General features: G+C 64.9%; 18 protein-coding genes and 1 tRNA gene. 14 read left to right on the top strand and 5 right to left on the bottom strand.

Annotation, left to right across the window (positions count from 1 at the left end; genetic code table 11):
* Window positions 1–64 precede the first annotated feature (64 nt).
* The 5 genes from SJI00_RS00220 to SJI00_RS00200 all read left to right on the top strand — a co-directional run bounded on the left by SJI00_RS00220 (window position 65) and on the right by SJI00_RS00200 (window position 5694).
* Complete coding sequence (locus SJI00_RS00220; protein WP_322459773.1) at window positions 65–1354, top strand: OprD family porin; 1290 nt, start codon at window positions 65–67, stop codon at window positions 1352–1354.
* 30 nt (window positions 1355–1384) lie between these two features.
* Window positions 1385–2365, top strand: a complete 981-nt coding sequence (locus tag SJI00_RS00215; protein WP_322459772.1) for a Bug family tripartite tricarboxylate transporter substrate binding protein — start codon at window positions 1385–1387, stop codon at window positions 2363–2365.
* Between the two features lie 337 nt (window positions 2366–2702).
* On the top strand, window positions 2703–3161 hold the full coding sequence (locus SJI00_RS00210; protein WP_322459771.1) for a tripartite tricarboxylate transporter TctB family protein: 459 nt from the start codon (window positions 2703–2705) through the stop codon (window positions 3159–3161).
* A 3-nt stretch (window positions 3162–3164) separates the two neighbouring features.
* Window positions 3165–4679 carry a tripartite tricarboxylate transporter permease gene (locus SJI00_RS00205; RefSeq protein ID WP_322459770.1) on the top strand — a complete coding sequence of 505 codons (1515 nt, stop codon included), beginning with the start codon at window positions 3165–3167 and terminating at the stop codon, window positions 4677–4679.
* Window positions 4672–5694 (top strand): AbrB family transcriptional regulator, encoded by a 1023-nt coding sequence (locus SJI00_RS00200; protein ID WP_322459769.1) that lies wholly within the window; start codon window positions 4672–4674, stop codon window positions 5692–5694. The genes SJI00_RS00205 and SJI00_RS00200 overlap by 8 nt, the downstream gene beginning before the upstream one ends.
* 483 nt (window positions 5695–6177) lie before the next feature.
* On the opposite strand, the gene ung is transcribed toward SJI00_RS00200, so the two are convergent.
* A complete protein-coding gene (gene ung, locus SJI00_RS00195) occupies window positions 6178–6882 on the bottom strand; it encodes a uracil-DNA glycosylase (RefSeq protein WP_322459768.1) in 705 nt (234 codons plus the stop codon).
* A 260-nt stretch (window positions 6883–7142) separates the two neighbouring features.
* Here ung and dspII point away from each other — a divergent pair, with 260 nt between their 5' ends.
* Entirely contained in the window at window positions 7143–8252 is a 1110-nt protein-coding gene (gene dspII / locus SJI00_RS00190; protein ID WP_322459767.1) for an enoyl-CoA hydratase/isomerase DspII, read from the top strand.
* A gap of 547 nt (window positions 8253–8799) precedes the next feature.
* Here dspII and SJI00_RS00185 read toward each other — a convergent pair.
* A complete protein-coding gene (locus SJI00_RS00185; RefSeq protein ID WP_322459766.1) occupies window positions 8800–9261 on the bottom strand; it encodes a hypothetical protein in 462 nt (153 codons plus the stop codon).
* Window positions 9262–9471: 210 nt separating this feature from the next.
* Between SJI00_RS00185 and SJI00_RS00180 the strand changes: the two genes are divergently transcribed.
* The 6 genes from SJI00_RS00180 (at window position 9472) to SJI00_RS00155 (ending at window position 15365) form a co-directional block, all read left to right on the top strand.
* The gene (locus SJI00_RS00180) at window positions 9472–10962 is read left to right on the top strand and encodes a sensor domain-containing diguanylate cyclase (protein ID WP_322459765.1); all 1491 of its coding nucleotides are present in this window, start codon (window positions 9472–9474) and stop codon (window positions 10960–10962) included.
* Entirely contained in the window at window positions 10955–11176 is a 222-nt protein-coding gene (locus tag SJI00_RS00175; RefSeq protein WP_322459764.1) for a cysteine-rich CWC family protein, read from the top strand. Before SJI00_RS00180 ends, SJI00_RS00175 begins: the two co-directional genes overlap by 8 nt.
* Before the next feature lie 33 nt (window positions 11177–11209).
* The gene (locus SJI00_RS00170) at window positions 11210–11902 is read left to right on the top strand and encodes a pseudouridine synthase (protein ID WP_322459763.1); all 693 of its coding nucleotides are present in this window, start codon (window positions 11210–11212) and stop codon (window positions 11900–11902) included.
* 278 nt (window positions 11903–12180) lie between these two features.
* Window positions 12181–13077 carry an alpha/beta fold hydrolase gene (locus SJI00_RS00165; RefSeq protein ID WP_322459762.1) on the top strand — a complete coding sequence of 299 codons (897 nt, stop codon included), beginning with the start codon at window positions 12181–12183 and terminating at the stop codon, window positions 13075–13077.
* A 90-nt stretch (window positions 13078–13167) separates the two neighbouring features.
* Window positions 13168–13241 (top strand) — tRNA-Gly (locus SJI00_RS00160).
* Window positions 13242–13610: 369 nt separating this feature from the next.
* Window positions 13611–15365: a SulP family inorganic anion transporter gene (locus tag SJI00_RS00155; protein ID WP_322459761.1), complete on the top strand. Its 1755-nt coding sequence runs from the start codon at window positions 13611–13613 to the stop codon at window positions 15363–15365.
* A 4-nt stretch (window positions 15366–15369) separates the two neighbouring features.
* Here SJI00_RS00155 and SJI00_RS00150 read toward each other — a convergent pair whose 3' ends face one another.
* On the bottom strand, window positions 15370–15843 hold the full coding sequence (locus SJI00_RS00150) for a hypothetical protein (RefSeq protein ID WP_322459760.1): 474 nt from the start codon (window positions 15841–15843) through the stop codon (window positions 15370–15372).
* Window positions 15844–16025: 182 nt separating this feature from the next.
* On the opposite strand from SJI00_RS00150, the gene SJI00_RS00145 reads away from it, so the two are divergent.
* A complete protein-coding gene (locus SJI00_RS00145) occupies window positions 16026–17039 on the top strand; it encodes a DUF4917 family protein (RefSeq protein ID WP_322459759.1) in 1014 nt (337 codons plus the stop codon).
* A 6-nt stretch (window positions 17040–17045) separates the two neighbouring features.
* Here SJI00_RS00145 and SJI00_RS00140 read toward each other — a convergent pair whose 3' ends face one another.
* Both SJI00_RS00140 and SJI00_RS00135 read right to left on the bottom strand, forming a co-directional pair.
* Window positions 17046–18269: a class I SAM-dependent methyltransferase gene (locus SJI00_RS00140; RefSeq protein ID WP_322459758.1), complete on the bottom strand. Its 1224-nt coding sequence runs from the start codon at window positions 18267–18269 to the stop codon at window positions 17046–17048.
* Between the two features lie 97 nt (window positions 18270–18366).
* Window positions 18367–18978 (bottom strand): hypothetical protein, encoded by a 612-nt coding sequence (locus tag SJI00_RS00135; RefSeq protein ID WP_322459757.1) that lies wholly within the window; start codon window positions 18976–18978, stop codon window positions 18367–18369.
* 187 nt (window positions 18979–19165) lie between these two features.
* Between SJI00_RS00135 and bglX the strand changes: the two genes are divergently transcribed.
* Complete coding sequence (bglX, locus tag SJI00_RS00130; protein ID WP_416220980.1) at window positions 19166–21469, top strand: beta-glucosidase BglX; 2304 nt, start codon at window positions 19166–19168, stop codon at window positions 21467–21469.
* The last annotated feature ends 63 nt before the right edge of the window (window positions 21470–21532 follow it).

Here is a 21532-nt window from a genome sequence, read left to right as displayed (position 1 = left end):
GATCTGCCGAGCAATGCACCTCAAAGGTGCAGCCAATAAGAACAAGAATTGGAGTCATCCCCTGATGCTGTCGACACAGCTACAGGCGCTTGCGCCTTCCCGTCCGCTTCGTTCACGCCCCGGCACCCTCGCCAGCGCCCTTGCCTTGGCAGGCGTTGCGCCGATGAGCCAGGCCGCCTTCTTCGAAGACAGCACCGCCACCTTCGAAACCCGCAACATGTACTTCAACCGCGACTTTCGCGACGGCACCAGCGCGCAGCAATCCAAGCGCGACGAATGGGCCCAGGGGTTCATGCTCAACGTCGAGTCCGGCTACACCGACGGCACCGTGGGGTTTGGCGTCGATGCGCTGGGCATGGTGGGCATCAAGCTCGACTCCAGCCGTGATCGCGCAGGCACCGGCCTGCTGCCTGTGCACGACGACGGCAAAGCGGCCGACGAATACTCCAAGCTCGGCCTGACCGGCAAGGTGCGCATTTCCGCCACCGAACTGAAAGTCGGCTCGCTGATTCCGGTCACACCCGTACTGCGCCCCAACGACGGCCGCATCCTGCCGCAAACCTTCGAAGGCGCCCTGCTCACCTCGCGCGACATCGACCGCCTGACCTTCATTGGCGGGCGCATGGAGAAGGTCAAGGACCGCAACGACACCAACTGGGAAGACCTGGCCCTGAACAACAAGGGCGGGCGCTTCGGCGGCACTTTCAGTGGCAACCATTTCGACATGGCCGGCGTCGATTACGCGTTCAGCAAGGCGCTGACCGGCACCTACTACATTGCCCAGCTCGACGACATCTACCGCCAGCATTACCTCGGCCTGCTCGCCAGCCAGAAGTGGGGCCCAGGCACCTTCGGCGCCGACCTGCGCCTGTCCACCAGTGACGACCAGGGCCAGGCCAAGGCCGGGCGCATCGACAACACCACGGCCAACGGCATGCTCAGCTACGCCCTCAGCGGCCACAAGTTCAGCGGCGCCTACCAGCATGTGTCGGGCGACAGCGCCTTCCCCTACCTCGATGGCGCCGACCCGCATCTGGTCAACTTCGTCCAGATCAACGACTTCGCCAACGCCGACGAGCATTCCTGGCAACTGCGCTACGACTACAACTTCGCCTCCATCGGCATGCCCGGCCTGAGCTTCCTGACCCGCTACATCAGTGGCGACAACGTCAGCCGCGCAGGCGGTGGCGAGGGCAAGGAATGGGAGCGCAACACCGAACTCAAGTACGTGGTGCAAAGCGGCCCGTTGAAAGACGTCGCGGTGCGCCTGCGCAATGCCAGTTTCCGCTCCAACTTCACCCGTGACGCGGACGAAACCCGTGTGCTGGTGAGCTACAGCGTGGCCCTTTGGTAATCCATAAGAACAATTGACGGAGATAAGACGATGACCTTTTCCCTGCGCCGCCTCGTACTCGCTACTGGCTGCCTGGTCCTGGCCGGCAACGCCCTGGCCGCCGAACCCAAGCGCCCTGAATGCATCGCCCCGGCCTCGCCCGGCGGCGGCTTCGACCTGACCTGCAAGCTGGTGCAGAGCGCCCTGATCAACGAGAAGATCCTCAGCAAGCCGATGCGCGTGACCTACATGCCCGGCGGCGTGGGTGCGGTGGCCTACAACGCCGTGGTGGCCCAGCGTCCGGGCGATGCCGGCACCCTGGTGGCGTGGTCCAGTGGTTCGCTGCTGAACCTGGCGCAGGGCAAATTCGGTCGCTTCGACGAGAACGCCGTGAAGTGGCTGGCAGCGGTGGGCACCAGTTACGGCGCCATCGCCGTGAAGAACGATTCGCCCTACAAGACCCTCGACGATCTGGTCGCCGCGCTGAAGAAAGACCCAAGCAAAGTGGTGATCGGCTCGGGCGGCACCGTCGGCAGCCAGGACTGGATGCAAACCGCACTGATCGCCAAGGCCGCCGGGATCAACCCGCGTGACCTGCGCTACGTGGCGCTCGAAGGCGGCGGTGAAATCGCCACTGCGCTGCTCGGCGGGCACATTCAGGTGGGTTCGACCGACATCTCCGACTCCATGCCGCACATCCAGAGCGGCAACATGCGCCTGCTCGCGGTGTTCTCCGAGGAGCGCCTGGACGATCCGGAAATGAAGAACATCCCGACCGCCAAAGAGCAAGGCTACGACATCGTCTGGCCGGTGGTGCGTGGTTTCTACCTTGGGCCAAAGGTGAGCGACGAAGACTACGCCTGGTGGAAGGAATCCTTCGACAAGATGCTGGCCTCCGAAGCGTTCGCCAAGCTGCGTGACCAGCGCGAGCTGTTCCCCTTCGCCATGACGGGTGAGGAGCTGGACAAGTACGTGAAGCAGCAAGTGGCGCAGTACAAAGTCCTGGCCAAGGAGTTTGGCCTGGTGCAGTAGCACGGTTTCGGCCTCGGACCTTCGCGGCTAGCCGGAGCGCCGGACCGGCCGCTTCCACAAGTTTTGGACTTGCCTGCATGAGCAGCTTCAACGGGCTCACCGCCCCCCTGTAGGAGCGGCCGGTCCGGCGCTCCGGTCAGTCGCGATGGCCGGCAACGCCGACCCAGCACAAACCCAGTGATCAACCGGGCAAATGAAGCCGGGCCGGCGCAGCCCGCCCATTACTGACCAGGTCATCAGCAAGACCAGCCCGGCCCATACACAGACGTTTGTCCGAGTTGGGCCAAACATCGCCGGCCTCTGCCGGTACGCACTTACCTAGTTCGAGGATTCCCCCATGATCCTGCAACGCATCTTCGCGCTCGTCCTGCTGGCCGTTTGCGCCGCTCTGGCGGTGATTGCCTGGCCGTACCAGGCCGCGTTTTCCTATGAGCCGGTCGGCCCGCGGGCCTATCCATTGCTGATGCTCGGCCTGATGAGCCTGGGCCTGCTGTACATGGCGATCCGTCCCACGCCCATCGTGCGCAAGGACGACGAGCCAGAACTGGACCGCGCCACCCTGATCAAGATCTGTGCCTGCATCGGCTTGCTGTTGCTGTTCGCCGCCACCTTCGAATCGCTGGGCTTCATCCTCAGCGCGATCCTCGCCGGCCTGCCCATGGCCCGTCTGTACGGCGGCCGCTGGCTGCACAGCGCCATCGTCGTCACTGGCATGAGCGTGTTTCTCTACTGGCTGTTCGACCACATGATGGACGTGCCGCTGCCCCTGGGCCTGCTCAGCGTTCTGGAGAACTGAAACATGGATACTTTGAGCTACCTGGGCCAGGGCTTCGGCGTCGCCCTGACCCCTTACAACCTGGTGACCGCGCTGAGCGGCACCTTGATCGGCACCGTGGTCGGCCTGCTGCCGGGCCTGGGTCCGATCAACGGCGTGGCACTGCTGATCCCCATCGCCTTCGCCCTGGGCCTGCCGCCGGAATCGGCGCTGATCCTGCTGGCGGCGGTGTACCTGGGCTGTGAATACGGTGGTCGGATCAGCTCGATCCTGCTCAACATTCCGGGCGAAGCCTCGACCGTGATGACCACGCTGGACGGCTACCCCATGGCCCGCCAGGGCCTGGCAGGCGTCGCCCTGTCGCTGTCGGCCTGGAGCTCGTTCATCGGTGCCTTCATCGCCACCTGCGGCATGGTCCTGTTCGCCCCGCTGCTGGCCAAATGGGCGATTGCCTTTGGCCCTGCGGAGTACTTCGTGCTGATGGTATTCGCCATCGTCGCGCTGGGCGGCATGGCCGGCGACAAGCCGTTGAAAACCTTCATCGCTGCGCTGATCGGCCTGTTCCTCTCGGCGGTCGGCATCGACGCCAACAGTGGCGTGTACCGGTTCACCGGCGACAGCGTGCACATGGCCGACGGCATTCAGTTCGTGGTGCTGGTGCTGGGGCTGTTCTCGATCAGTGAAATCCTCTTGCTGCTGGAGAAGACCCACCACGGTCACCAGGCGGTGAAAGCCACCGGGCGCATGCTGTTCAACATGAAAGAGGCGGCGTCGGTGTTCGCCGTCAACATCCGCTGCGGCCTGCTCGGCTTCGTCATGGGCGTGTTGCCGGGTGCTGGTGCGACCCTGGCCAGTGCCGTGGCCTACATGACCGAGAAACGCATGGCCGGTGCCAGCGGCAAGTTCGGCCAGGGCGACGCCCGGGGCCTGGCTGCACCGGAAACCGCCATCGGCGCCTCCTGCTGCGGCGCCCTGGTGCCGATGCTGACGCTCGGCGTTCCGGGTTCGGGCACCACGGCGGTGATGATCGGCGCGCTGACGCTGTACAACATCACGCCAGGCCCGATGCTGTTCGAGCAGCAGCCCGACATCGTCTGGGGCCTGATCGCCTCGCTGTTCATCGCCAACATCATGCTGGTGATCCTGAACATCCCGATGATCCGCATCTTCACCCGCATCCTCGCCGTGCCGAACTGGGCACTGGTGCCGGTCATCGCGATCATCACCGGGATCGGCGTCTACGCCGTCCACGCCACCACCTTCGACCTGTTCCTGATGGTCGCCATCGGCATCATGGGCTACATCCTGCGCAAGCTGGACTTCCCGCTGTCGCCGATCCTGCTCGGGTTCATCCTCGGCGGTCTGATGGAGCAGAACCTGCGCCGCGCGCTGTCGATCTCCAACGGTGAGCTGGGCATTCTCTGGTCGAGCCCGATCAGCCTGGGCGTGTGGATGCTCACGGCGTGCATGATCTCGCTACCGCTGATTCGCATCTGGCGTCGCCGGGCCAAGCAGCGCCAGGCCATGGCCGATGCCTGATCGCGGTCCGCCGCTGTACTGGGCAACAGGGCTGGTCGGTCTTGCAGGCGGGTTTCTCGCCAGCAAGGTCGGCTGGCCTTTGCCGTGGATGGTCGGCGCCCTGCTGGCCATCATCCTGGTGCGCTGCCTGACCCCTTGGCAGCTGTCGGAAATCCCCCACGGGCGCAAGTGCGGCCAGTGGATCATCGGGGTCGGCATCGGCCTGCACTTCACACCCTTGGTGATCGAACAGGTCGCCAGCCATTTCTTGCTCATCTTTTTCGGGGCGTTGCTGACCACGGTGTCGAGCGTGATTGGCGTGTGGTGGCTGCGCCGCAGCGGCGAAGACCACGCCACGGCGTTTTTTGCCAGCATGCCTGGGGGCTCTGGCGAGATGGTCAACCTCGGCGCACGCAATGGCGCGGTGCTCAGCCAGGTGGCGGCGGCGCAGAGTTTGCGCGTGTTGACGGTGGTGCTGTGTGTGCCGGCGCTGTTCAAGCTGCTGCTCGGTGACGGCGCGGCGGTGCATCTCGCTGGCACCGTGAGCTGGCCGTGGCTGGCGCTGATTGCGCCGCTGGCCCTGCTCAGTGCCTTCGTGTGGCAGCGGTTGCGCCAGCCCAACCCCTGGTTGTTCGGGCCGTTGCTGGTGGCGGCGACGGTGAGCCTGGGCGCAGGTCTGCAATTGTCCTTGCCCAATGGCGCCAGCCAGATCGGCCAGTGGCTGATCGGCAGTGGGCTGGCCTGCCACTTCAACCGGGCGTTCTTTCGCCGCGCGCCGGCGTTTCTTGCTCGGACCTTGGTCGCGACTGGCCTGAGCATGGTCATCGCGACGGGGGCGGCATGGGCAATGGCCGGCTTGACCGGGCTCGACGTGCGTTCGCTGACCCTGGGCATGATGCCCGGTGGGATCGCCGAGATGAGCCTGACGGCCGAGACCTTGCAGCTCTCGGTGGCACTGGTGACGGCGTTGCAGGTGATGCGCCTGCTGTTTGTGCTGTTTCTGGCTGAGCCGTTGTTTCGGATGTGGCGGCGGTAGGCGAGGTTGCTCGGTGATCGTCGGCGGGGCGTGCGCTTGCGTGCTTTTGCGTACTTTACGTACCTTGGCGTACCTTGGCGCATGTTTGCTTACTTTGCGTACGCTGTCGTGCGTTGGCGTGCGCTCCTGTGAGAACCGGTCCAACAGCAACGGATAGTTCTTGCCGAGCGCATGGGTTGCCTGCAGCTGGCTTTTTTGAGGGGGGGCTCGGGGTTTTGGGGTTCATGCGCAGGGTCGGTAGGCGTTTGCTCAGCGTTTCGCCTTCACGGCGACCTACTTTTGCTTGGCGGCTGCCCGCTCGGGGCAAAAGTCGACAAAAAGCCGGCTTAATTCTGCAACCTCTATTCACCTCGTGTTGCGCGGTGTCTGGATCAGACCGGCCAAGCCTGCCAGCGCCACTGACCGGAGCGCCGGACCGGCCGCTTCTACCCCGACCGGGTTTTGCTGCATAAACAAAAACCGGCCCACCACTGGGATCGACCTCTACTGCTCCACACCCAACGCTGGCAGCGCCCAGTTGATCGGCGTGATCCCGCGCTGCTCCAGGAAACCATTTGCCCGGCCGAAGTGCCCGCAGCCAATGAATCCCCGATACGCCGACAACGGCGACGGGTGCACCGACTTGAGCACCAGGTGCTTGGTGCCATCGATCAGCTTCTGCTTGCTCTGCGCATGGGCGCCCCACAGCAGGAACACCACATTTTCACACTGCGCGCTGACCACCTCGATGATGCGGTCGGTGAAATGCTCCCAGCCTTTCTTGGCGTGGGACGCGGCGTTGGCGCGTTCCACCGTCATGGTGGTGTTGAGCAGCAGCACACCTTGCTCGGCCCAGCTTTGCAGGTAGCCGTGGTTGGGGATCGGCAGGTTCAGGTCGCGGTGCAGCTCTTTATAGATGTTCACCAGCGACGGTGGCGTGGGTACCCCCGGTTGCACCGAAAAGCACAGGCCATGCGCCTGGCCGGGGCCGTGGTACGGGTCCTGGCCGAGGATCACCACCTTGACCTGCGGCAGCGGCGTGGTGTTGAGTGCGTTGAAAATCAACGGCCCTGGCGGATAGATCTGCTTGCCAGCGGCATGCTCCTGGCGCAGGAAGGCGCGCAACTGGTGCATGTAGGGCTGGTCGAATTCGTCGCGCAGGGCGGCTTTCCAAGTGGGTTCGAGTTTGATGCGATCTTCGTCGGTCATGGCGTGGTCCAGAATCAGGTGGCGCAACCTGAGCATCGTCGACAGGTCTGCGCTCAGGTCAGGCAAGGCGAAATCGGGGCGTCGACTGTACCGAAGTGCATGAACTTTCCAAGCCCTGTTTCCAACGCCGTCTGGCGAATGCAGGGCCGTGTCGGGCAAAGGCTGGGAACGCGGTGCGCCCATGCCCATTCATCCGACCGGCGAGCGCCGTATTCGGTTCGCCCAGCCATACTGCAACAACCATCTGTGCGAGGTAGCCCATGACCCTTCAATGCGAGCTTCTCACAGGCGCTGACGGCGCCTGCATCGGCGTTGCCACCCTCGACGCCGCCCCGACGCTCAATGCCCTGACCTTGAGCATGATCGAAACGCTCGATGCGCAACTGCGCGCCTGGGCCAGTGACCCCCACGTGGTCTGCGTGCTGCTGCGTGGCCACGGCCCCAAGGCGTTCTGCGCAGGCGGCGATGTGCGGGCGCTGGCCGAAGCCTGTCGCGAGCGGCCGGGGTGCGTACCACCCGCCGCCGCCCGCTTCTTCGCCGCCGAATACACCCTCGACTATCGCCTGCACACCTACCCCAAGCCCTTGCTGTGCTGGGCTCACGGTCATGTGCTGGGCGGCGGCATGGGCCTGTTGCAAGGCGCGGGGGTGCGTATTGTCACGCCGGGCAGTCGGCTGGCGATGCCGGAAATCGGCATCGGCCTGTACCCGGATGTCGGTGCCAGCCACTTCCTCGGCCGCCTGCCGGGCAAGCTGGGGCTGTTCCTGGGCATGACCGGCGCACCGATCAATGCCCGTGACGCGCTGGACCTGGACCTGGCCGATCGGGTCTGGCTGGACGACCAACAGCAGACCCTGATCGATGAGCTGCTGCAGCTGAACTGGCAAGAGCAGACCGCCCTGCAGCTGAACAGCCTGCTGCGCTCCGGCCACCAGTGCGCCAAGGCCCACCTGCCCGAGGCGCAGTGGCTGCCGCGCCGGGCACTGATCGACGAGGTGCTCGACGTCGCCGACGCCGCCTCGGCCTGGCAGGCGCTGGCTGCCCTGCGCCATCACAGTGACCCCCTCCTGGCCAAGGCCGGCGAACAGACCTACCGCGGCTGCCCACTGACCGCCCATCTGGTCTGGCAACAGGTGCAGCGCGCGCGCCGGCTGTCGCTGGCCCAAGCGCTGCAGATGGAATACGCCATGAGCCTGAACTGCTGCCGGCACCCGGAATTCAGCGAAGGCGTGCGCGCGCGCCTGATCGACAAGGACAACGCTCCGCGCTGGCACTGGCCCGATGTGGCGCAAGTGCCGGCGGCGGTGGTCGAAGCGCACTTCGGCAAGGCATGGGAAGGGCGTCATCCGTTGGCGGATCTGGACGGTTAAGGTTCCACAGCACTACACAGCGTTTTTGATTTGAAAAAGGCTGTGCAGGCGCCAACAGTCCTAGGTTCTGTACGAAAAGCCTTGAGACGAAGGCCAGGCAAGGCGAAAACGGCCGAGGAAGCGGAGTGTACTGGAGTACATGAGCATTCCGAGGGCGTTTTCAACGCAGCATGGGCGAGTATCGAGGTTTTTCGTACAGAGCCTAGGGCTCGCGTCGACCAGCAGTCCTACCAAGGCCGCGCAATGGACCGGCTTCGCCGCCCAGCGCGCCGACGGCAGCGCCGGACCGGCCGCTCTTACAGGATCGTGGTAAGCCGGACGAATCCTTCCAGCAGACGAATGCGATCGAGGCAGGAGCGTCGCGATGGGCGCCAGAGCCGCCCTGACTCAAGCGGCATGAACCACCCGGTAAAGCGCGATTGCAGCCGTCGAGGCTGCTTCGCAGCCCGTCGCGACGACCCACCAGAGCGCCGGAACGGCCGTTGCGACCTGCAACCCGCCCTCTGCGCGACAACGCAGCGCCGTGCGGCGGGCGCACGCCCATCGCTTACCGCCGCTGACCGTGATGACGCGAGGGCCCGCCACCACCCGGCCCACGCCCTGGCCCACCGGGCCAACCCGCCTGGGGTCCATCACGCCGCGGGCCCTGGCGATAATCATGGCGCTCGCGATCACGGCCATAGTCATAGCGCTGGCGATGGCCGTAGTCGTTGCGCGGACGGCTTTGCCAGATGATCACCTCGGGCGGGGCATAAGGCCGATACCCCGGCGCAGGCGGTACGCGGTAATACCCAGGCGGCGGCGCGTAGTAACGCGGCGGGGCCGGGTAGTAGCGCGGGGGCGCCGAGTAGTAGCGCGGTTGCGGCACCACGTAATAGCCGTCACTCGGGTAATAGGCCTGGCGGTCGACGCGATAGACCTCCGTACGGGTATAGCCGCCGGTGGTGTACGGCACGCAGGCGGTCGTCAGCAGCGCCACTAGGGCGATGAGCAGGATTCGAGGGAGCATGGCGGCCTCCTGGACCGCTGGGGTGCCCGGGTCAGCGGCGCTGAGGGGCGTCGATCGCAGGTGTTGATCGACATGGGTAAGACTGCTTGATCGGTGTTCAGTGCCATTGAAGCAACAAGTTGAAACATCTAGTCAAAGCCTGAAAAACATGCGGTCATTTCGCGCCCTTCTCACTAGAATGGCCGCCTTGGCAAACATCATGGGAAGATCATGCCGTCTCGTTCTGCAGTGTTCTCGCAGCGTTCGCTGATCCTGGCCTTGCTGGTGTTGCTGGCCTGCGGTTTTCTGGCCACCTCACTGCTGAGTTATCTCGCCTCGCGCAGCACCATCCGCGACAGCATCATCAATACCGAGCTGCCGCTGACGTCGAACACGGTGTATTCGGAAATACAGAAAGACCTGATCCGACCGGTATTGATGGCCTCGATGATGGCCCAGGACACCTTCCTGCGTGACTGGCTGCAAACCGGCGAGCAAGACGCCAGGCGCGTCACCCGCTACCTGGGCGAAATCGTCGCCAAGCAAGGCATCTTCACCGCGTTTCTGGTCTCTGAGACCAGCCGCATCTACTACCAGGCCAAAGGCGTACTCAAGACCGTCGAGGCCGATACCTGGCGCGATGCCTGGTATTTCCGCCTGCGTGAACACGCTGCGCCCTACGAGATCAACGTCGACCTCGACATGGCCAACCACGACACCCTCACCGTGTTCATCAACTACCGCGTGCTCGACGACCAGCAGCGCTTCATCGGCGCGGCGGGCGTGGGCCTGAGCGTGGACACTGTGATCAAGCTGATCGACGACTACCAGCGCCGGTATCAGCGTTCGGTGTTCTTCACCGACGCCAGCGGCAAGGTGGTGCTGACAGCTTCCGATGGCGGCCCGCACGGTTTGCGCGCCGGTGATCAACTGGCCGACAGCGCCGCCCTGCACAACCTGATAAGCCGCATGCCCGCCCCTGCGCCCGGCAGCCACAGCTATGAAGACGCCGCCGGGCACAGCCACTTTCTCAACGTGCGGCTGATTCCCGAGCTGGACTGGTACCTGATGGTCGACAAGCGCGAGACCGGCGCGCTGGATCGGGTGCGCGAATCGCTGTACATCAACCTGATCATCTGCGCGATGATCACCGTGATCGTCTTGCTGCTGCTCAACGCCATGGTCAAGCGCCACCAGGCCAACACCGAGGCCCTGGCCACCCTCGACAGCCTCACCGGGCTGCCCAACCGGCGCAGCTTCGACCTGCTGGCCGAAAAGGCACTGCTGCAGGCGCAACGCGAGCAGACGCCGCTGGTGGCGTTGCTGATCGATCTCGACCACTTCAAGGCCCTGAATGACACCCATGGCCACCTGGCCGGCGACGAGGTGTTGCGCCAGTTTGCCTACGTGCTGCGGGGCAGCTTGCGCCAGACCGACATTCTCTGCCGCTGGGGCGGTGAAGAATTCATCGTGCTGTTGCGTGGGGTGCCTGACGAGGTGGCCCTGGAGGTGGCCAACAAGATTCGCCAGCGCACCGAGCAGCTGTTTTTCAGTTTCGAAGACCAACCGCTACGCCTGACCACCAGCATCGGCGTCAGCAGCCTGCACGCGCACGACACCTTGCAGAGCCTGCTGACTCGCGCCGACCACGCGCTGTACCGCGCCAAACAAGGTGGGCGTAACCAGGTCTGCGGCGAGCTTGTGCAGGCCGCGCATGATTGATGCCCGATACTGCCCAGCCTGTGGCGGGCGCAACGACTGTAGCCTGGCAGACCCGCAACGGGCGACCCAGGCATGCTGGTGCTACAGCGTGAGCATCGACCCCGCCGTGCTGGCAGCCCTGCCCCCCGAGCAGCGCAACAACCGTTGCCTGTGCCCGCGCTGCGCCCAGGTGCTGGCGCAACTCGACGCAGCGCCACCACCGCCAAACCGCTAGACTGCGTGCCCCGCTCGCCGTACCTCGACCGCCATGCGCCTAGACCGTTTTCTCGCCAACCTGCCCCACCTCAACCGCCAGCAGGTGCGCGTGCTGCTGGCGCAGCGGCGGGTGAGCGTCGATGACCGGGTGACGTGCGACGCGCATCACGAGGTTCGCGCATTCAGCCGGGTGATGGTGGATGAGCAGGTGCTGCAAGCCGGTGAGCCTGCGCGTTACCTGATGCTGCACAAACCAGCGGGGTGCGTCAGCGCCACCTCAGACCCCGAACACCTGACCGTGCTCGACCTGCTGCCCGCCGCGCTGCGCGAGGGCCTGCACATTGCCGGGCGCCTGGACTACAACACCACCGGGCTCTTGCTGCTGACCAACGACGGTCAGTGGTCACGCCGCCTGACCCAGCCGCAGACCAAGCAGCCCAAGGCCTATCACGTGCGTACCGAAGACGAGATCGCCGCGCACTACGTGGCGCGTTTTCAACAGGGGTTCTATTTCGCCTTCGAAGACCTCACTACCCTGCCCGCCCAGCTGGAGATTCTCGGCCCTCGCGAGGCACGGCTGGTGATCGTCGAGGGGCGCTACCACCAGGTCAAGCGCATGTTCGGCCACTTCAACAACAAGGTCGTGGCGCTGCATCGGGAGCGGATGGGGGATATTTGCCTCGATCCAGACCTTGCGCCAGGGCAATACCGGGCGCTCGATGCTGACGAGATCGCCTCGGTCTGAGCGCGAATTGACTCGCTCGGGTAGGCCTCCGCCCGCCGCAAGGCGCGCGCGGTCGCGCTGAACGCTCGATTCGTAGGAGCAGCTTCACCCGCTATGGCCGACGCACGACAAACCCCGAAGCTCACACAACCCGTGTAGGCGCGGCCGGTCCGGCGCTCCGGATTGCCGCGATGGGCGGCGCAGCCTGTCGATTTCCTCCCGCCCACCACCCAGCTGTCATGAAAACCCTGCAGCCTGACGCCTGCCAAACGCCCTTTTTTGCGCCAGGAGTCAACGCCATGAGCCCAGACACCGCAGTGCTGGATATCCAGGGCCAGTACCGGGTCCATACCGAGTGCTACCGCAGCGAGGTTGCCGAACAGACCATTATCCTGGTCAACGGCTCGCTGGCCACTACCGCCTCCTTCGCCCAGGCAGTGCGCAACCTGTATCCGCAGTTCAACGTGGTGTTGTATGACCCACCCTACGCCGGCAGATCGCGCCCACATAATCGCCATGCACGGCTGATCAGCAAGCAAGACGAAGCGCAGGTATTGCTGGAGCTGATCGAGCACTTCCATGCTGACCACGTACTGTCGTTCTCGTGGGGCGGGGCCTGCACCCTGATGGCGCTGGCGCATCAACCGCGCAGCATACAGACGGCGGTGATCAGTTCGTTCTCACCGGTGATCAACGCCGCAATGCTCGATTACCTGGAGCGCGGCAGCGTCTACCTGGCCAGCGTTGACCGCCCGCGCATCGGCCAACTGATCAACGACACCATCGGCCAGCACCTGCCCGCGTTGTTCAAGCGCTTCAACTACCGACATGTCAGCAGCCTGGAGGACCACGAATACGCGCAGATGCACTTTCATATCCAGCAGATGCGCGAACAGGATCTGCACATCGCCCTGCGCAATGCCCGGCACATCGATATTCCCGTGCTGTTTATCAACGGCACGCGCGATCAATACACCACCGTCAGCGACGCACGCCAATTTACCCGGCATGTGCGCAACAGCCGGTTCGGCGTGATTGAAGAGGCAGGGCATTTTCTGGAGATGGAGCACAAGGCGGCGAGCGATGAAACGCGCCGCGTGCTGCTGGAGTTTCTGCTAGCGAATCAGCGCGATTACCGCCGCTCAGGCGTCGGTATGGGCGCAGGTGCGGAGGCTGGGCATGCGCTAGCCCTGTAAGTTCTACCAGGAAGACGCACCGCGACCGCGCTAATTTTCAGTTCGTGCTTTCAATAGCAACCGCGTTCTGGTAAAAAGTCGCCCTGCGAAGCGGGTATAGTTTAGTGGCAAAACGAAAGCTTCCCAAGCTTTAGTTGAGGGTTCGATTCCCTCTACCCGCTCCAGTTTCCTGCCCTTGTGCTTATCCAAGCGCCGCTCCAAAACCCAGCGAATGCCTGCTGTAATCCCCTGTAGTGAATCTGCGTACGCATTGATGCGTCATGGCGGTCGATGAAATTGCAAACGTCGCAGTTTGTATCTCACTTGCAAGGTTCAGTTGCCACCCGACCCTCGACGTCGTTACCCGGTGATGGAGGTGATCAGGGTGGGCTGCGCCAGAAGCGTGTTGAATGAAGGGAGAGGATTGTCAGCGCCGCGAGTCTGCAGGCTCTTCAGTCCCCCGTAGCCGGTCGCCCGCGACCTCCCTCTTGCCTCCTGCTCTGCTTGCACCGCATAACGCCACTGCCCCACGAAACATCTCCAAAGGACTGCACATGTTTCTCTCGCGCTGGCTTCCGGGCCTTGCCAACTTGTTGCACTACCGTCGCCAATGGTTCGCCGCAGATGTGCAAGCCGGTCTGTCGGTGGCCGCCATTCAGATACCGATTGCCATCGCCTATGCGCAGATCGTCGGGCTGCCGGCGCAGTACGGCTTGTACGCTTGCGTGCTGCCAATGATCGTCTACGCATTGATCGGCAGCTCAAGGCAGTTGATGGTCGGGCCGGATGCCGCCACCTGCGCGATGATCGCCGGGGCCGTGGCGCCGCTGGCGATGGGCGATCCGCAGCGCATCGTCGAACTGTCGGTGATGGTCACGCTGCTGGTGGGGGTGATGCTGATCGCAGCCGGGATGGCGCGCGCCGGGTTCATCGCCAGTTTCTTTTCCCGGCCGATCCTGATCGGCTACCTCAATGGTATCGGCCTGAGTTTGATCGTCGGGCAGCTGTCGAAGGTCGTGGGGTTCAGCTTCGCGGGCGATGGTTTTCTCGTGGGCCTGATCGACTTCAGCCAGCGCCTCGGTGAAATCCGCTGGCTGACCCTGAGCCTGGGCGTGGCCGCGCTGGCGCTGTTGATCGTGTTGCCCCGGCGCTACCCGAAACTGCCGGCAGCACTGGTGGTGGTGGCCGTGTTCACCGCGCTCACCGGGCTGTTGGGGCTGGACCGGTTCGGCGTCGCGGTGCTTGGGCCGGTGCCGGCAGGCATGCCGGCGCTGGCCTGGCCGCACATCAATCTGGAAGAAACCAAGCGCCTGCTGCGCGATGCGCTGGGCATCGCCACGGTGAGTTTCTGCAGTGCCATGCTGACGGCGCGCAGCTTTGCCGCCCGGCACGGTTATGCCATCAATGCCAACCACGAGTTCGTCGCCCTGGGCGTCAGCAACCTGGCAGCGGGGTTGTCTCAAGGCTTTGCCATCAGCGGCGCGGATTCACGCACGGCGGTCAACGACATGGTCGGTGGGCGCAGCCAATGGGTGGGCATCATCGCGGCGCTGGTGATTGCGCTGATCCTGCTGCTGTTCACCGCACCCATGGCGTGGATTCCCCAGGCGGCGCTGGGTGCGGTGCTGTTGATGGCGGGTTGGGGGCTGATCGATGTGAAGTCCTTGCGCAGCATCGCCCACCTGAGCCGCTTCGAGTGCGGGTTGTGCGTGCTGACCACCGTCGGCGTGCTGGGCCTGGGCGTGTTGCCGGGGATCATCTTCGCCGTGACCCTGGCGATCCTGCGGTTGCTCTACACCATCTATCAACCTACCGACGCCGTGCTCGGCTGGATGCCGGGCATCGAGGGCCAGGTCAATGTGCGCAAGTACCCCGAGGCGCGCACGGTGCCTGGGCTGCTGGTGTATCGCTTCGATGACGCGATCCTGTTCTTCAATGCCGACTACTTCAAAGTGCGTCTGCTCGAAGCGGCGCAGCGCGCGCCTGGCCTCACGGCCGTGCTGTTCGACGCCGAAGCGGTGAGCGGGATTGATGTGAGTGGGCTCGAGGCCTTGCGCGAAGTGCGCGCCACCCTCAGCGCGCAGGGCATTCACTTTGCCATCGCCCGTGCGCGTGGCAGGTTCTTGCGCATGCTGGTGCGCTCTGGAATGGCGCGGGAGATGGAAGGTGCGCTGCTGTACGGTTCGGTGCGCGCAGGCATCCGCGCCTACCGCCTGTGGCGCAACCGTCAGCGCGGCGCGCAGCTCACACCGGCGCCGCACAACAGCCGCACGTCATCTGCCGAATCAGGCAACCCGCGCCCAGGCTAAGCGGTCACAAGCGCGCCTTGACCTGCGACAGCGCCTGCTCGGCCTTGGACGGGCGGCGCGGGCGTTTCCAGCCGGCGCCGGGCGTGTGCTCATGCCACAGGTGCGCTGCGATGGCCGCGGCGATGCCGCCCAGCACGCCAGACAGCGTACCGGCCAGCAGCGCCAGGTGCTCTTCATGCGGCGAAGTCTGGCTGACCACCACCCACGTGGCCAGGCCTGCCCAGACCAGGGCCAGGACAAATGTCAGCAAATAGCTGCGGCCTTCGCGCTTGGGCCGCTTCGCGCCGCGGTTGAGCACCGCCAGCAATACCACCGCCACCACCACGGCGCCGGCGATGACCTGGGCGGCCACGGCACACGCCCGCCCACCCCAGAAGGTGGTGGCGGCAAACGCGCCAAGGCCGGTGATCACCAGCAGGATCAGGGCCACCAGACGGCCTTCGACATAATGCTCGGGGCCAAGATGTTCGGTTGCCATAGCCTGTAATTTTTCCTACATAGATGAACAGTGGTGCGGACGATATAGCCAGCCGCCCGCGACCTCAAGAACTGCCGCACGCCGCACGACGGTTTCTGCCAGCCGACCGGCCCAGGCGTGAGCGAGCAGCCCGGCCCGCGTGCTACAGTCCCGGCGTTTCTGCGCCCGCCAATGGAAGTCTCATGTCAGCACGCGATGCCTACCTGCCCTCCTGGGCCGAGCTCAACGACCGTCACCCTGCTACCGCCCTGCTGCTGGGCAACGGCGCCAGTCGCGCACTGTGGAAGCCCTTCGGTTACTTCTCGCTGTTCGAGCAGGCCCAGCAGGTGCGGCACAAGGCCCTTGGCGTCAGTGACCAGGCACTGTTCAAGGCCCTGGGCACCGAGCTGTTCGAGCCGGTACTGAACACCCTCAACACCACCATCCGCGCCAACGCCGCCCTGGCGATCAACTCCACCGCGCCGCTCAACCGCTACTACTCGATCAAGCAGGCGCTGATCCACGCCATTCGCGCCGTGCATGTGCCGCTGAGCCTGGTGCCCGACAGCACCCTGGCGCAGATCAACACCGAGTTGCGCCGCTACCGCAGCGTCTACACCAGCAACTACGACCTGATCCTGCCGTGGGCCGTGCAGCAGCAGCCCGATGGGTTTGCTGGGCTGTTCGACGAGCAAGGCTTCTTCGATGTTCGTCGTACCGCAGGCAACGGCACTCGGGTGCTGCACTTGCATGGCGGCCTGCACCTGCTGCGCCAGGCCGACGGCACCACGCGCCTGCGTGCCGCCGAGGGCCGTGAGCTGCTCGACGGTGCAGCGGTCAACGTACCGGGTGAAGTGCCGTTGTTCATCAATGAAGCGCCTAGCGCGCAGAAGCTGCAGGCCATCCGTAGCAGCGACTACCTGTCGTGGAGCCTGGCGCAGCTGGCCGCTGAAGGCGGCAACCTGTGCCTGCTCGGCCAGCATCTGGACGACAGCGACGCCCACCTGCTAGAAGCCCTGCGCCAGGCGCGCCCTGCGCATGTCGCGGTGGCCATCCGGCCCTTGGGCGAGGCCTCGGTGCTCAACCAGCAACGGCATTTCACCGAGCGCCTGGGCAACCTGCCCGGTACCACGCTGGCCTTTTTCGACGCCAGCAGTCATCCGCTGGCCGAGCCCGCCCTGGCCATCACCCCCCCGAAAACCCTGTACCGGCGCTGAGCCAGCTCAATGGCTCGGCAGCAGGCCGTCGGCGCGCAAAAGCGTTTCCAGGCAATGTTCGGTGATCGAGTAGAACGCCTTCAACTGCTCGATGCGCGCCAGCAGCTCGCCATTGGGCAGCGGCCGCTCGCGCTTGACGGCCAGGACCATCTTGTTCTTGCTGGTGTGCTCCAACGAGATGAACTCGAACACCTTGGTCTCGTAACCACAAGCCTCCAGGTACAGCGCACGCAGGCTGTCCGTGAGCATTTCGGCCTGCTGGCCCAGGTGCAGGCCGTATTGCAGCATCGGCTGCAGCAGGTCGGGGCTGCGCAGTTGCGGGCGCAGCTGTTTATGGCAGCACGGCGAGCACATGATGATCGCCGCGTTGCAGCGAATGCCGGTGTGGATGGCATAGTCGGTGGCGATGTCGCAGGCGTGCAGCGCGATCATCACCTCGATGGCCGCCGGCACCACGCTGCGCACATCGCCACACTCAAAGTGCAGGCCCGGGTGCTCCAGGCGCGCGGCGGCGGCGTTGCACAGCTCGACCATGTCGGGGCGCAGCTCAACGCCGGTCACCTGGGCCTCGCGGCCTGAGGTCTCGCGCAGGTAGTCGTGAATGGCGAAGGTCAGGTAGCCCTTGCCCGAGCCGAAATCCGCCACCCGCAGCGGCTGCTCCGCCGGCAGCGCTGCGCTGCCCAGGGCATGCTCGAAGACCTCGATGAACTTGTTGATCTGCTTCCACTTGCGTGACATCGACGGAATCAGCGCGCCGTGGGCATCGGTCACGCCCAGGTCACGCAGGAACGGGCGCGACAACTCCAGATAGCGCTTCTTCTCGCGGTCATGGCCGGTGCTGGTGGCGGCCTCACGGGGGGCTTGCGCGGCGTGGCGCTGGAGCATGGCCTTGCCTTTCTTGCTGAAGGTCAGTTGCACCTCGCCGTCAGCCTCGAACAAGTGGGCATTGCGAAACGCCTCGGGCAACAACTCGGCGACCAGTGCCGGCACCTGGGCCACGGGCAGGTTGCGGGTGATGTCGCGGGTCTGGTGGCGATAGACCAGCGACAGGCACGGCTGGCCCTTGATCTGCACAGGCTTGGCGATGATGCGCTGCAGGCTGGTATCGCTGCCCACAGGGCGGGCCAGGACCAGTTTGGTCAGGCGATGGGTGGCCAAGGCTTGATCGAGCAAGGCCAGGAACTGGTCGCGCGCATCAGGCGCAGCAGTGGCAGAAGAGGAAGCGGACATGGACAACGGGTGCCTCTGAAGACGGGCGCATGGAATGCAGTGCTGCGCATTCTACGTGCCCGTCGCCAGCAGGCGAAGGGCCAGGCGATGGGCGCGGCTAATCGAGCAGCAGCAGGCGCTCGATGCCAGGGCGCGGTGCATGGGGTGGCCCGGCAGAGTCGAACAGCTCGGCGCAGCGTTCGATGGCCTCCAGCAGCCCGGGCACCCACGGCTCGTGGCGCAGCCGCGCCTGCAGGTCGCGCTCGATGGCGTAGACCGCGCTGGGTTTCAAGCTCGGCGTGAGCGCCTGGTCGTAGAGAATCTGCACGTAGCGCTCGGCCTCGCAGATAAAAATCATCAGCGCCGCAGGCGGCAGGCCCTGTTGCCGCTGGGCTGCGAACTGCTGCCGGGCCAGGCGCGCGGCCTGCCAGTGGCGCAGCCCCGCAGGCACGACCCAGGCGGCCAGGCGCGGGCTGCGCAACAGCAGGCACAGGCCGATGAACAGCAGCCCGTGCAGCACCATCAGCGCACGCCCCGGCGGCCAGCCGAACGCGGCCTGCAAGACGCATGGCAAGGCCAGGGCCAGCAAGGCGGCCCAGAACAGCGGCAGGTAAGCGTAGTCATCGGCGCGGCGGGCCAGTACCGCCATCAGCGCAGTGCCCGTGCGCCGCTCGGCGCAGGCAATGGCCTCGACGATCTGGCGCTGGTGATAGAGGTTGAGCGGTGTCATGCCCGGGGTCTCGGATCGTTCTTATAGTTGTGGGTGCATCGTGGTTCTGGAGCCTGCGCCATAATCAGGCATAATTCGGCGCGGCCACTGGCAGACCGGCACGCCGTGGCCCGACGCACTGTACAACAATAGCCGCCTGAACACTTCGCTTGCCCGTATCAGCCTTGATACGCCCCGCGCCTCGACGATGGAATCGACCATGAAATTGCCTTTGCTGGGCCTGGCCTTCGGCCTTGTCAGTCAGGTGGCCCTCGCCGCCAACGCCGCCCCCGCCCTGCAAGACAAGCAGGCGTTCATCGACCACCTGCTGAGCCAGATGACCGAGGCGGAAAAGATCGGTCAACTGCGTCTGATCAGCATCGGCGGCCCGGAGATGACCCGCGAGAAGATTCGCGAGGAAATCGCCGCAGGTCGCATCGGCGGCACCTTCAACTCGCGGACCGCCGCCGAGAACCGGCCCATGCAGGACGCCGCCATGCGCAGCCGGCTGAAGATTCCGATGTTCTTCGCCTACGACACCCTGCATGGCGAGCGCACCATCTTCCCGATCAGCCTGGGCCTGGCGGCCAGCTGGGACTTGAACGCCATCAACCAGGTCGGTCGCACCTCGGCCATCGAGGCCTCGGCCGATGCCCTGGACATGACCTTCGCCCCGATGGTCGACATCGCCCGCGACCCTCGCTGGGGCCGCACCAGCGAAGGCTTCGGTGAGGACACCTACCTCACCTCGAAAATCAGCGAAACCATGGTCCGCGCCTTCCAGGGCAAGAGCCCGGCCGAACGCGACAGCATCATGGCCATCGTCAAGCATTTCGCGCTGTATGGCGCCGTGGAAGGCGGGCGCGACTACAACACGGTCGATATGAGCCTGCCGAAAATGTACAACGACTACCTGCCGCCCTACCGCGCCGGCATCGACGCCGGGGCCGGCGGGGTGATGGTCGCGCTGAACTCGATCAACGGCGTACCGGCCACCGCCAATACCTGGCTGATGAACGACCTGTTGCGCAAGGACTGGGGCTTCAAGGGCGTCACCATCAGCGACCACGGCGCGATCAAGGAGCTGATTCGCCATGGTGTCGCGCGCGACGGCCGCGAGGCGGCCAAGCTGGCGATCAAGGCCGGCATCGACATGAGCATGAACGATTCGCTGTACGGCGAAGAGCTGCCGGGCTTGCTGAAATCGGGCGAAGTGAGCACCGCCGAACTGGACCATGCCGTGCGCGAGGTGCTCGGCGCCAAGTACGAGATGGGCCTGTTCAAGGACCCGTACGTGCGCATCGGCAAGCCTGAGAACGACCCCAAGGACACCTACGCCGAGTCCCGCCTGCACCGCGAGGCCGCGCGTGACGTGGCGCGCCGCAGCCTGGTGCTGCTGGAGAACCGCGAACAGACCCTGCCGTTGAAGAAATCCGCTGCTATGGCGGTGGTCGGCCCGCTGGCCGATGCGCCCATCGACATGATGGGCAGCTGGGCTGCCGACGGCCAGCCAAAGCACTCGGTGACGGTGCGCGAAGGCCTGCGCCGCGCCCTCGAGGGCAAAGGCAAGCTGCTCTACGCCAAGGGCGCCAATGTCACGGGCGACAAGGCCGTACTCGACTACCTCAACTTCCTCAACTTCGATGCCCCGGAAATCGTCGACGACCCGCGCCCCGCCGCCGTGCTGATCGACGAGGCGGTGAAAGCCGCGCAACAATCCGACGTGGTGATCGCCGTGGTCGGTGAATCACGCGGCATGTCGCACGAGTCGTCGAGCCGCACCACCCTGGAAATCCCGGCGACCCAGCGCGCCTTGATCGACGCCCTCAAGGCCACCGGCAAACCCCTGGTGCTGGTACTGATGAATGGCCGGCCGCTGTCCATCGTCAAGGAACGCGAGCAGGCCGACGCCATCCTGGAAACCTGGTTCAGCGGCACCGAAGGCGGCAATGCCATCGCTGATGTGCTGTTCGGCGATTACAACCCCTCCGGCAAGCTGCCGATCACCTTCCCGCGCTCGGTCGGGCAGATTCCGATGTACTACAACCACCTGAGCATTGGCCGGCCTTACACCCCCGGCCAGCCCGGCAATTACACCTCGCAGTACTTCGAAGAACCCAATGGCCCGCTGTACCCGTTTGGCTATGGCCTGAGCTACAGCACCTTCGCGCTGTCGGAGCTGACCCTGTCCACCACCGAGCTGCAACGCGGCGAGCCCCTGGAGGTCCGGATCACGGTGCAGAACACCGGCAAGCTCGACGGCGAAACCGTGGTGCAGCTCTACCTGCAGGATGTGGCCGGTTCCATGAGCCGGCCGGTCAAGGAGCTGCGTCGGTTCGAGAAGCTGATGCTCAAGGCCGGTGAGTCGCGCACCCTGACCTTCACCCTGGGCGAGGATGACCTGAAGTTCTACAACACCCAGCTTCACCATGTCGCAGAAGCCGGGACGTTCAACGTGCAAGTGGGATTGGATTCCCAGGATGTCCAGCAGCAGGCCTTCGAGCTGCGCTGAAACCGGGGGCCGACGGTGCGGCCCCCTGCACACGCACCACGGGCGTTACTCACAGGACGGACA

Origin of the sequence: Pseudomonas gebzensis, assembly GCF_034427815.1 — a bacterium.
Taxonomy (GTDB): Bacteria; Pseudomonadota; Gammaproteobacteria; order Pseudomonadales; family Pseudomonadaceae; genus Aquipseudomonas.
The sequence above is the reverse complement of the archived record's forward strand: the minus strand, read 5'-3'. Positions and strand labels throughout refer to the sequence as shown.